Raw genomic sequence first — 10,762 nt, forward strand, 5'->3', positions numbered from 1 at the left:
CCTCGCGAGCGGCTCGGCCGGGGGTTTGCGGTCAGTGGAGCAGGCTGCCCTGGAGCTCGGCGCGCAGGTCCGGGGTGAGGACGCTGCCCGCTCGGTCGACCAGGAGGGCCATCTCGTAGCCCACCAGGCCGATGTCGCACTCCGGGTGTGCGAGCACGGCCAGGGAGGAACCGTCGGACACGGACATCAGGAAGAGGAAGCCGCGCTCCATCTCCACCACGGTCTGGGCGACGCTGCCGCCCTCGAAGATCCTGGAGGCTCCGGCGGTCAGCGAGGTCAGCCCGGACGCCACGGCGGCCAGCTGGTCGGCGCGGTCGCGCGGGAAGCCTTCGGACATGGCGAGGAGCAGGCCGTCGGCGGAGACCACCACCGTGTGGGACACCCCTGGGGTGTTGTCCACAAAGTTGGTGATCAACCAGTTCAGGTTCTGTGCCGCCTGGCTCATCGGACTCAACTAACGCTCCTGCTGGTGAGTGGGGTCCACGTGGAAGCTGCCGGTTGAGCCGTTGCCGGCCTGCCGGCCCTGCTGGATGCCCCGGCGGAGATTGGTCAGCCGGCCGCGGACATCGTCCGGCGCCCGGGAGACCTGGGGTCCTGCCTGGTGGTTCTGCTGCTGTGCGGTGCCCGGCACCAGGTTGGCGCGCGGGACCCGCTTGGGCAGTCCGGACGTGGTGACGCCGCCGGCGGCGGGCTTGCGGGCCCGCTCGGCCTGGCGGACCAGGTCGTCGTTGGGCGAGCTGCGCCAGGTACCGGGGCCGCCCGAGCCGTCCGTGCCGTTCGCGGCGCCGCCCTCGCGGACCGGGCGGCGCTCGGCGGGGGGCTGCTGCCGCGGCTCGGCCGTCCTGCCCTGCGGGGCCCGCTGCTGGGGCGCCTGCGGAGCCTGGGGCGCCTGCGGAGCGCTCTGCTGCGGCTGACCGCCCTGCTGGCCCTGCTGCTGGAACCAGTTGGTCTCCAGCGTGTCGTACAGCGGAGTGCGCCCGTCACCGGCACCGGCCGGCGGCAGCGCCTCGTGCTGGGGCTGCGCGGGCAGGCTCGCGGCGGGCCGGCGCGGGGCGCCGAAGTCCTCGCGCTGACGCGGGGCACCCGGACCGAAGTCCTGGCCCTGCTGGGGGGCCTGCTGCTGGTACTGCTGCGGCTGGGCGGGCTGCGGCGCGGGCGGCCGGGGCGCGTTGAAGTCCGGGCGGGCGAACTCGGAGGTCGCCCCCGGTCCCTGGAGCTCATCGGCTGCGGGGCGCCCGTACTGGCCGGTGTCGCCGCCCTGGCCGGGCTGGGCGAACTGACCGGTGTTCGAGGACTGGTCGCCGTACCCGTTGTAGGCACCCGGGCGCTCGAACTGCCCGGTCGCCGAGGGGTCCTGCGCGGCCGGCGTGCCGAACACGTCGGAGCGGACGAACTGACCGGTCGTCGAGGACTGGTCCTGGCCGGTGCCCGGCGGGGGACCGTCGAAGTCGGGGCGGGCGAACTCGGCGGTCGAGCCCGGACCCTGGCGGTCGTCGAGCGCGGGACGCGGGTACTGGCCGGTGTGCTGCTCCGGCTCCTCGTGGCCGCGCGGCGCGTCCAGGGCCGAACTCGGCCCGGACGGGCGGTCGTTGCCCCAGCTCGCGGCCTGCGGCCGGGCGGGCTGCGGCTGCGGGTTGCCGCCGGGCAGCTCGGCGCGCGGGGCACCGGGCGGCGGGGTGATCGGACGGTCGCCACGGCGCGGCGCGGCCGGGGGAGCGACCGGGTTGCTGCCGAAGGCGGACGGCTGGCCCTGCTGCGGGCCCTGCGGCTGGCCCTGCTGCGGGCCGCCGTTGCGGGGCGGCAGCGCGGCGCGCGGTCCCGTACCGCCGGTGACCTGGCCGCGCGGAGCACCCGCGGCGAGCCGGCCGCCGGGAGCACCCGGGCCGCCGCCGAGCGGGCCCGCGGCGAGCCCGGCACGCGAGGGCGGACCGCCCGCGAGACCGGGACGGCCGCTCTGGCCGGCCGGGACCTGAGGCTGCTGGGCACCCGCCTTGCCGGGCACCTTCTTGCCGCCCTGGGCGACATCGACGGGCAGCATGACGAGCGCGGTCGTACCGCCGGAGTCGGAGGGGCGCAGCTGGATGCGGATGCCGTGTCGCAGGGACAGGCGGCCGACCACGAACAGACCCATGCGGCGCGAGACCGAGACGTCCACGGTGGGCGGCGACGCGAGCCGCTCGTTGATCGCGGCGAGGTCCTCGGGGGAGAGGCCGATGCCGGTGTCGTGGATCTCGACCAGGACGCGGCCGTCGGGCAGCGCGTGACCGGTGACGCGGACCTTGGTCTGCGGCGAGGAGAACGAGGTCGCGTTCTCCAGGAGCTCGGCGAGCAGGTGCACGAGGTCGTTGACCACACGTCCGGCGACCTCGGTCGCGGGCACGGCGGCCAGTTCGATGCGCTCGTACTGCTCCACCTCGGACGCGGCGGCGCGGAGCACGTCGACCAGCGGGACCGGGCGGGTCCAGCGGCGGCCGGGCTCTTCACCGGCGAGGACGAGGAGGTTCTCACCGTTACGGCGCATACGGGTCGCGAGGTGGTCGAGCTTGAACAGCGAGGACAGCTGGTCCGGGTCGGCCTCGCGGGACTCCAGCTCGGAGATGAGCGAGAGCTGACGCTGGATCAGACCCTGCGAGCGGCGCGAGAGGTTGGTGAACATCGCGTTGACGTTTCCTCGCAGCAGCGCCTGCTCGGCGGCGAGTCGTACGGCCTCGCGGTGCACGTCGTCGAAGGCCGCGGCCACCTGGCCGATCTCGTCCCGGGAGTGCACGCCGACCGACTCCACCGAGGTGTCGACGTCCTGCGGGTCCGACTCCGAGAGCTGCTTGACGAGCTCGGGCAGGCGGTCCTGGGCGACCCGGGTCGCGGTGTCCTGGAGGCGCCGCAGCGAGCGGATCATGGAGCGGGACACCACGAAGGCGCCGACCAGCGAGACACCGAGGACGATGAGGATCAGCGCACCGTTGAGGATCGCGTCCTGCTGCGAGGAGTCGCGCAGATCGCGCGCCTTCTGCTCCATCTCGCCGAGCAGGGTCTGCTCGATGGTCTTCATCTGGTTGATCTTGTTGGAGTCCTGGTCGTACCAGTCGAGGTACGAGCGCCGCTGCTCCTGGTTGATGCCGCCGGTGTTCTTCAGCACGCGCTGCGAGTACGCGTTGGCGGCGGTGATCTCCGAGTTGCCCTTGTCGAGCGGGGCCATCAGCTCGGTGGAGTTGCCGCCGTTGGCCTCGTACACGTTCTGGAACGAGGCGAGGTCCTGGCGCTCGCCGTCCTGGGCGGCCTTGGCGTAGAGGCGGTCGGGCTCCAGGAGGTTGCCGGGCTTGTCCTTCGTGGCCGGCAGCGCGGCGGCGATGATCGCGCGCTGGACCGAGGCGTACTCCTTGGCGGAGGAGAAGGCCGCCAGCGCACGGGTCCGCTTGATCATCTCCGGGTTGGAGGTGGCCTGCGCCATGTCCTGGGAGAGGCTGAGCAGTCCGCGGATGAGACGGCTGTAGGACTCGACCGTCTGGGAGTTGGTGGAGCCGTCCTTGTACGCGGTCCGGCGGATGTTCTCCAGGTCCTGGAGCTGGATGGCGATGTTGGTGACGTTGCGCCGGATCGATTCCAGCGCGGCGTCGTTCTCCGTGCCGCTGACGGCCTGGGTCGCGTTGATGAACGACTTCTTGACCAGGTCGGTGGCCGAGCGGTCGGTCTGGACGCGGGCGTCGGAGGTCTGCGTGGAGAGCGGGCCCGCCGAGTCGTCGCGCTCGGTCTGGAGCGCGGCGGCGAGCTCGGTCGCCTGCTTGGTCATGTCGGTGAGCAGCTGCATGTGGTCGAGCTGCTGCATGTCGTTCATCGACTGGTTGATGCGCAGCCCGCCCAGGGTGGTCGCGGCGACCACGGGGAGGGCGAGCAGGGCGACCAGACGGGTCGAGATGCGCCAGTTGCGCAGGGCTATTCGGGAGCCGGTGTCGACGGGGCCCGTCGGCTTCTGGGCAGCCTTCGGCTCCTCGCCGCCGGTGGGGCCGGAAGGCCCGCCGGTGCGCGCTGTCGGGCCGCTCGTCTCGCCGGCCGACGAGGCGGCCGGGTTCTCGGGGCCCCGGGGGTTCTGGGCGTGCTGGGGCGAGGAACTGGCTGTTCTGGGGCCAGTCCCGCCCTGCGGCTCCTGCTCCGCCGCAGCGCTGCCATCCCTCTTGAAACGTCCCTGCACTAGCGTCGCAACCTCTGGACCAGGCGTCCCCCCGCGTAGACGGATGGGACGGTGTCGGCGTCATGGGGGGCACTGCGCGCCCCCTGTGTGGTCTGAGTGACCGGCGCTTGTCCTGCTCCCCCTCCCGCCGCTCACCGGCGCTGCGTTGCGCCCCTGCGCGCCGGTCCGGTCAGTGACCCGCGGCGGTGCGTGGAATTCCAGCACAGTGCCGGATCTCCAACAAGGCCCGCGTACTGGGCTGTGACCTGGGTGACACATTGTGATGGGCGTGTCACGAGACGTAGAAAGTGATCACGGAGAAAACGGACTTTTGCTTACGAGTCGCTTACGGGTGGGGGGTGTCCCAGTCGCGATGATCAGGAGCGGAATGAAAGGTTCAGTACTGGAATGTCCGTTCCTGGATCGTCAGTTGACGGACCGTTATTTCCCTTTTGTGGCTTGATTCGTGAGGAAACTCACACATTGATCGTCGTCTCTCGGGCCCTTTGCCGGGAATTCGAATGTTTAGCCTGGCGCTTTACAGGGATGGCCAATCCGACAACCGGCGCCCCCGCGCGCCCGTACCGACAGGGTCCGTAGCAGAGATGAAGACGACGATGATCATCCGCAACATAGCCAACCCGCGCCGCACCACCCTCGCCCACCTCGCGGACGCCGAGGAGCTGCAGCGGGCGCCCCAGCCGGAGCACACCGTCGACCTCCCCACCCAGACGGCCAACCCGCGCCGCACCATCCTGATGGAAGCCCCGGTCGAGGCCGCAGCCGCGAACTGACCGCACGGCCCGGACCGCGGTCCGCCGCAGGTCGCGCCGCGGAGCAATCGCACAGCCGGTGCCCCCGCCCGCGTTAGCCTGGAGCGTCAGACTCCAGCCAGTACCAGCTAAGCGAAGTGAGGGGCGACAGCACTCGTGCGCATCGCCAGGTTCTCCATCGACGGCAATGTCGCCTTCGGAGCCGTCGAGGGCGAAGGCCCCGACGGTCTCGTACTCGACATCATCAAGGGCATCCCGTACGGCGAATTCGAGCTCAGCGGCACCAAGGTCCCGCTGAGCAAGGTCCGCCTCCTGCCGCCCGTGCTCCCCAACAAGGTCGTGGCCATCGGCCGCAACTACGCGGAGCACGCCAAGGAGCTCGGCAACGAGGTCCCCGAGGTGCCGGTCGCCTTCTTCAAGCCGACCACCTCGGTGATCGGCTCCGGGGACGCCATCGAGTACCCCTCCTTCTCCAGCGAGCTGCACCACGAGGCCGAGCTCGCGGTCGTCATCGGCCGCATGTGCCGCGAGGTCCCGCGCGAGCGCGTCAAGGACGTCATCTTCGGCTACACCTGCGCCAACGACGTCACCGCCCGCGACGTCCAGCAGCGCGAGAAGCAGTGGGCCCGCGCCAAGGGCTTCGACACCTCGTGCCCGCTCGGCCCCTGGGTGGAGACGGAGCTCGACCCGACGGACCTCACCATCCAGGCGACCGTCAACGGCCAGCAGCGCCAGCTGGGCCGCACGAGCGACATGATCCGCTCCATCGAGGACCTGGTCGTCCACATCACCGAGGCCATGACGCTGCTCCCGGGCGACGTCATCCTCACCGGCACCCCCGCCGGGGTCGGCCCCCTCAACGTCGGCGACGAAGTCGCCGTCACCATCGAAGGCATCGGCACTCTCACCAACAAGGTGATCAAGCGTGGCTAACGCGACTCCCGTACGCGTACGGTTCTGTCCCTCTCCGACCGGCAACCCCCACGTGGGCCTGGTCAGGACCGCCCTGTTCAACTGGGCGTTCGCCCGGCACCACGGCGGCACCTTCGTCTTCCGCATCGAAGACACCGACGCGGCGCGCGACTCGGAGGAGTCGTACAACCAGCTGCTCGACTCGATGCGCTGGCTGGGCTTCACCTGGGACGAGGGCCCGGAGATCGGCGGGCCGCACGCGCCCTACCGCCAGTCGCAGCGCATGGACATCTACAAGAACGTCGCCGAGAAGCTGCTCGCCGGCGGCTACGCGTACCCCTGCTACTGCACCACCGAGGAGCTCGACGCCCGCCGCGAGGCGGCCCGCGCCGCCGGCAAGCCGTCCGGCTACGACGGCCACTGCCGTGACCTGAGTGCCGAGCAGAAGCAGGAGTACGAGGCCGAGGGCCGCAGCCACGTCGTCCGCTTCCGGATGCCGGACGAGGCGACCACCTTCACGGACCTGGTCCGCGGCGAGATCACCGTCCAGGCGGAGAACGTCACCGACTACGGCATCGTCCGGGCGAACGGCGCCCCGCTCTACACGCTCGTCAACCCGGTCGACGACGCCCTGATGGAGATCACCCACGTCCTGCGCGGCGAGGACCTGCTCTCCTCGACCCCGCGCCAGATCGCGCTCTACAAGGCGCTGATCGAGCTGGGCCTGGCCAAGGAGATCCCGTCCTTCGGGCACCTCCCGTACGTCATGGGCGAGGGCAACAAGAAGCTCTCCAAGCGCGACCCGCAGGCGTCCCTGAACGTCTACCGCGAGCGCGGCTTCCTGCCCGAGGGCCTGCTCAACTACCTCTCCCTGCTGGGCTGGTCGTTCTCGGCCGACCAGGACGTCTTCTCGATCTCCGAGATGGTGCAGAAGTTCGAGATCGGCGACGTCAACGCCAACCCGGCCCGCTTCGACCTGAAGAAGGCCGAGTCCATCAACGCGGACCACATCCGCCTGCTGGACGTGAAGGCGTTCGCGGCGGCCTGCGAGCCGTGGCTGACGGCCCCGCACGCCAACTGGGCCCCCGGGGACTTCGACCGGGCGGCGTGGGAGGCCATCGCCCCGCACGCCCAGACCCGCGTGACGGTCCTCTCCGACATCACGGCCAACGTCGACTTCCTCTTCCGCCCCGAGCCCGTCGAGGACGAGGCGTCCTGGACGAAGGCCATGAAGGAGGGCTCCGACGCGCTCCTGCGCACCGCGAAGGAGAAGCTCTCGACGGCGGACTGGACGTCGCCGGAGTCCCTGAAGAACGCGGTCCTGGCGGCGGGCGAGGAGCACGGCCTGAAGCTGGGCAAGGCCCAGGCCCCGGTCCGGGTGGCCGTGACCGGCCGCACGGTCGGCCTCCCCCTCTTCGAGTCCCTGGAAATCCTGGGCAGGGAGAAGACCCTGGCGAGGATCGACGCGGCGCTGTCGAAGCTGGCGGCGTAGGCGTACGTACGTACGTGACTGAGGGGCGCCGGCCGATGAGGCCGGCGCCCCTCAGTGCTTCTGCGTGCCTCAACCGTACGGAAGTTGGCCCTGCGGCAGAACAGGTCCCGGGCGGGGGCCGCCCCGACGCCGTTGTCAGTGCGGCGAGTTATGTTCGTGGAGTCGCGAACCGCCGCTGCCGCCATGCCTGTCACACCGGGAGACCCTCATGCCCATGCCCGCCCCCGACTTCTCCTGGCACTTCACCCCGGGCAACACCTTCACGGAGGAGTCCGGCACCACCGGCACGCTGTCCGTGGTGGCCGGCGGGGAGCTGTGGCTGCACACCGGGCGGGTCATCGCCTGCGATCCGTTCGTCTCGCTGGGATTCGGCGAGGCCGAGCCGTTCACGGCCGCCGTCGAGCCGGGGCGGTACCGCGTGGACGCGGCCGTGGCCACGCTCGTCCGGCCGGGGGAGCCCGAGCCGGACACCCCGCACCTGCGGGTGGCCGCCGCGCGGCTCGTCATCCAGGACGCCCCCACCGTCTCCTGGGAGCTCGCGCTCCAGCCGGGCCAGGACATCGCCGAGCTCGATGACGAGGAGTTCTTCGGGTACGGCGTCGACGCGGGCACCGGCTGCTTCTACGACGCCGGGTCCGACGGGTCCTTCCCCGACTGCGAGGGCGACGAGGGGCCGCTCTGGGACGCCTTCGACACCGTCCCGCCGTCCCCGGGCCCGCACACCGTGACCGACCCGGCCTCGGGCCACAACCTGATCGCCTTCAGCTCCGGTTGGGGCGACGGCGCCTACCCGACCTGGATAGGCCGCGACCACGGCGGCGCGATCACCTGCTTCGTCACCGACTTCTTCGTCGTCCCGGCCGAGGCGCTCACGCCCTGAGACCGCCCGTCCGTACTGTGCGCGAACGCCGTCCGCGGCCCGGACGCACGATCTAAGCTCGAAGCATGGCCATCCGCGCCGTCCTCTGGGACATCGACGACACGATCTTCGACTACGCCACGGCCTCCCGCTCCGGCATGCGCGCCCACCTCGACATCGAGGGCCTGCCCCGCGTGTACGACTCCCTGGAGGCGGCCCTCGACAGCTGGGACGAGGTCACCGCCTACCACTGGGCGCGGTTCTCGGCCGGGGAGACCGACTGGCACGGGCAGCGGCGCGACCGGGTGCGGTCCTTCCTGGGCGAGCGCATGAGCGACGACGACGCCGACGCCTGGTTCGAGCGGCACATCGCGCACTACGAAGCCGCCTGGAGCCTCTTTCCGGACGCGCTGCCCGTCCTCGACGTACTCGCCGCCGACTACCGGCACGCGATCCTGTCCAACTCCTCCCTGCGCAACCAGGAGCGCAAACTGCGGATCCTGGGCGTGCGCGACCGCTTCGAGGCGCTGCTGTGCGCCGCCGAACTGGGCATCGCCAAACCGGAGGCGGCCGCCTTCCACGCCGGGTGCGAGGCGCTCGGGCTGCCCCCGGCAGACGTCGTATACGTCGGTGACCAGCCGGACATCGATGCGCGCGGGGCGGTCGAGGCGGGGCTCAAGGGGGTCTGGCTCGACCGGTCCGGGACCGGCGGGCGGCCCGAACTCATCCGGATCACCGGGCTCGACCAGCTCCCTGACCTCCTGCGCCTCGATACCCGTTTTGGAGCGCCGGACACCTTCGGGTAATGTTCTTCCTGCGCCGAGGGGAGCGGGAGAAAAGCCCGGAACCGAAAGCGTAAGCCGAGCAAAACCCCCAACGGGAGTTGCGCTTTGGTGGGCTATGGTGTAATTGGCAGCACGACGGTTTCTGGTTCCGTTAGTCTAGGTTCGAGTCCTGGTAGCCCAGCTCGCAGAGCTTTTCTGCAACGCCCCCGTTGTGTAGCGGCCTAGCACGCCGCCCTCTCAAGGCGGTAGCGCCGGTTCGAATCCGGTCGGGGGTACAGATCCTTCCCGCGGGATCACCAGGGTCGCACCCGGTGAATCCGATGCAGGATCGCTAGGGCCCCCGTTGTGTAGCGGCCTAGCACGCCGCCCTCTCAAGGCGGTAGCGCCGGTTCGAATCCGGTCGGGGGTACTGGTCTAAACCACCATGGGCTATGGTGTAATTGGCAACACTACGGTTTCTGGTACCGTCATTCTAGGTTCGAGTCCTGGTAGCCCAGCGGGTCATTACAAGATCCTGGATCTTCATCGAAGGTCCGAAATGCAGGCAGGCCCCCGTTGTGTAGCGGCCTAGCACGCCGCCCTCTCAAGGCGGTAGCGCCGGTTCGAATCCGGTCGGGGGTACGCACAGAGAATTGGCCCTCCGCATCATGCGGAGGGCCTTTTCGTGCGCCCGTACGCAGGAGTGGCGCACCGTCAACTCCCGGCCGCGCGCGATCAGTTGAGTGGCCCCGGACACACCTCCGGCCCACCGCTGCGGCGTTGAAGCGGTGGGCCGGGAAGTGGCAGTAGGAGATCAGCCGTTGCGGCGCAGCGCCTCGGACAGGCGCGCCGCGGCGTCGATGACCGCCTGGGCGTGCATCCGGCCCGGGTGCCGGGTCAGGCGCTCGATGGGACCGGAGACCGATACGGCGGCCACCACCCGGTTCGACGGGCCGCGCACCGGCGCCGACACCGAGGCCACGCCCGGCTCGCGCTCGCCGATCGACTGGGCCCAGCCCCTGCGGCGTACCCCGGAGAGGGCCGTCGCCGTGAAGCGGGCGCCCTGGAGGCCGCGGTGCAGGCGCTCGGGCTCCTCCCAGGCCATCAGGATCTGGGCGGAGGAGCCGGCCTTCATCGTCAGCGTGGAGCCGACCGGGACGGTGTCGCGCAGGCCGGAGAGGCGCTCGGCGGCCGCCACGCAGATCCGCATGTCGCCCTGCCGGCGGTAGAGCTGGGCGCTCTCGCCCGTCACATCGCGCAGATGCGTCAGTACCGGCCCGGCCGTGGCCAGCAGGCGGTCCTCGCCGGCCGCCGCAGCGAGCTCCGCGAGGCGCGGGCCGAGGATGAAACGGCCCTGCATGTCCCGCGCCACCATCCGGTGGTGTTCCAGTGCCACGGCGAGGCGGTGTGCCGTGGGTCGTGCGAGCCCAGTGGCCGCGACCAGACCTGCGAGGGTGGCCGGACCGGACTCCAGGGCGCTCAAGACAAGGGCAGCCTTGTCCAGAACGCCGACGCCGCTAGAGTTGTCCATGCAACGATATTCGCGTCTCACTCTGTGAAACGCAAGTTCAATTTTCTCCGGAAGTCGTCAAGCTGTACTGGCGATCCGTACAACGGATCCGGCCTTCGTCCGGGGCGTGCGGTACGGGCATGGGCAATCGGTCTCTAGTAGTGCCGGCGAAGACGCCGGCCGGAGGGAAGGCGATGGGTAGGACACTGGCGGAGAAGGTCTGGGACGATCATGTCGTCAGGCGTGCCGAGGGCGAGCCCGATCTTCTCTTCATCGATCTGCACCTG

Annotated in this window: 8 protein-coding genes and 5 tRNA genes; 10 read left to right on the forward strand and 3 right to left on the reverse strand. The window is 70.6% G+C overall.

Annotated elements, in window-relative coordinates; all coding sequences use genetic code 11:
* Nucleotides 1-31 precede the first annotated feature (31 nt).
* Both ACIQ8J_RS33680 and ACIQ8J_RS33685 read right to left on the reverse strand, forming a co-directional pair.
* A complete protein-coding gene (locus ACIQ8J_RS33680) occupies nucleotides 32-445 on the reverse strand; it encodes a roadblock/LC7 domain-containing protein (protein WP_100577622.1) in 414 nt (137 codons plus the stop codon).
* A 9-nt stretch (nucleotides 446-454) separates the two neighbouring features.
* On the reverse strand, nucleotides 455-4,186 hold the full coding sequence (locus tag ACIQ8J_RS33685) for a nitrate- and nitrite sensing domain-containing protein (protein ID WP_403277648.1): 3,732 nt from the start codon (nucleotides 4,184-4,186) through the stop codon (nucleotides 455-457).
* 584 nt (nucleotides 4,187-4,770) lie between these two features.
* Here ACIQ8J_RS33685 and ACIQ8J_RS33690 point away from each other — a divergent pair.
* The 10 genes from ACIQ8J_RS33690 (at nucleotide 4,771) to ACIQ8J_RS33735 (ending at nucleotide 9,607) form a co-directional block, all read left to right on the forward strand.
* Nucleotides 4,771-4,959 carry a hypothetical protein gene (locus ACIQ8J_RS33690; protein ID WP_403277649.1) on the forward strand — a complete coding sequence of 63 codons (189 nt, stop codon included), beginning with the start codon at nucleotides 4,771-4,773 and terminating at the stop codon, nucleotides 4,957-4,959.
* 135 nt (nucleotides 4,960-5,094) lie between these two features.
* Nucleotides 5,095-5,871, forward strand: a complete 777-nt coding sequence (locus ACIQ8J_RS33695; RefSeq protein WP_403277650.1) for a fumarylacetoacetate hydrolase family protein — start codon at nucleotides 5,095-5,097, stop codon at nucleotides 5,869-5,871.
* Nucleotides 5,864-7,342, forward strand: coding sequence for a glutamate--tRNA ligase (gene gltX / locus ACIQ8J_RS33700; protein ID WP_403277651.1), 1,479 nt, complete (start codon nucleotides 5,864-5,866; stop codon nucleotides 7,340-7,342). Before ACIQ8J_RS33695 ends, gltX begins: the two co-directional genes overlap by 8 nt.
* 208 nt (nucleotides 7,343-7,550) lie before the next feature.
* Complete coding sequence (locus ACIQ8J_RS33705) at nucleotides 7,551-8,222, forward strand: DUF4241 domain-containing protein (RefSeq protein ID WP_403277652.1); 672 nt, start codon at nucleotides 7,551-7,553, stop codon at nucleotides 8,220-8,222.
* 65 nt (nucleotides 8,223-8,287) lie between these two features.
* Complete coding sequence (locus tag ACIQ8J_RS33710) at nucleotides 8,288-9,007, forward strand: HAD family hydrolase (RefSeq protein ID WP_403277653.1); 720 nt, start codon at nucleotides 8,288-8,290, stop codon at nucleotides 9,005-9,007.
* 88 nt (nucleotides 9,008-9,095) lie between these two features.
* Nucleotides 9,096-9,167, forward strand: a tRNA-Gln gene (locus ACIQ8J_RS33715).
* A gap of 21 nt (nucleotides 9,168-9,188) precedes the next feature.
* Nucleotides 9,189-9,261 (forward strand) — tRNA-Glu (locus tag ACIQ8J_RS33720).
* Between the two features lie 61 nt (nucleotides 9,262-9,322).
* Nucleotides 9,323-9,395 (forward strand) — tRNA-Glu (locus ACIQ8J_RS33725).
* Nucleotides 9,396-9,411: 16 nt separating this feature from the next.
* Nucleotides 9,412-9,483: transfer RNA gene (locus ACIQ8J_RS33730), tRNA-Gln, on the forward strand.
* A 51-nt stretch (nucleotides 9,484-9,534) separates the two neighbouring features.
* A tRNA-Glu gene (locus ACIQ8J_RS33735) sits at nucleotides 9,535-9,607 on the forward strand.
* A 172-nt stretch (nucleotides 9,608-9,779) separates the two neighbouring features.
* Here the strand turns inward: ACIQ8J_RS33735 and ndgR are convergent.
* Nucleotides 9,780-10,496 carry an IclR family transcriptional regulator NdgR gene (gene ndgR / locus ACIQ8J_RS33740; RefSeq protein ID WP_005311436.1) on the reverse strand — a complete coding sequence of 239 codons (717 nt, stop codon included), beginning with the start codon at nucleotides 10,494-10,496 and terminating at the stop codon, nucleotides 9,780-9,782.
* Nucleotides 10,497-10,762 lie beyond the last annotated feature (266 nt).

The organism is Streptomyces sp. NPDC094147 (assembly GCF_044764265.1).
Taxonomy (GTDB): domain Bacteria; phylum Actinomycetota; class Actinomycetes; order Streptomycetales; family Streptomycetaceae; genus Streptomyces.

Bases quoted from the DNA above. Each gene is read 5' to 3' on its own strand.
- ACIQ8J_RS33680 (WP_100577622.1), bottom strand. From the start codon at position 445: ATGAGCCAGGCGGCACAGAACCTGAACTGGTTGATCACCAACTTTGTG.
- ACIQ8J_RS33690 (WP_403277649.1), top strand. From the start codon at position 4,771: ATGAAGACGACGATGATCATCCGCAACATAGCCAACCCGCGCCGCACC.
- ACIQ8J_RS33705 (WP_403277652.1), top strand. From the start codon at position 7,551: ATGCCCATGCCCGCCCCCGACTTCTCCTGGCACTTCACCCCGGGCAAC.
- ACIQ8J_RS33710 (WP_403277653.1), top strand. From the start codon at position 8,288: ATGGCCATCCGCGCCGTCCTCTGGGACATCGACGACACGATCTTCGAC.
- ndgR (WP_005311436.1), bottom strand. From the start codon at position 10,496: ATGGACAACTCTAGCGGCGTCGGCGTTCTGGACAAGGCTGCCCTTGTC.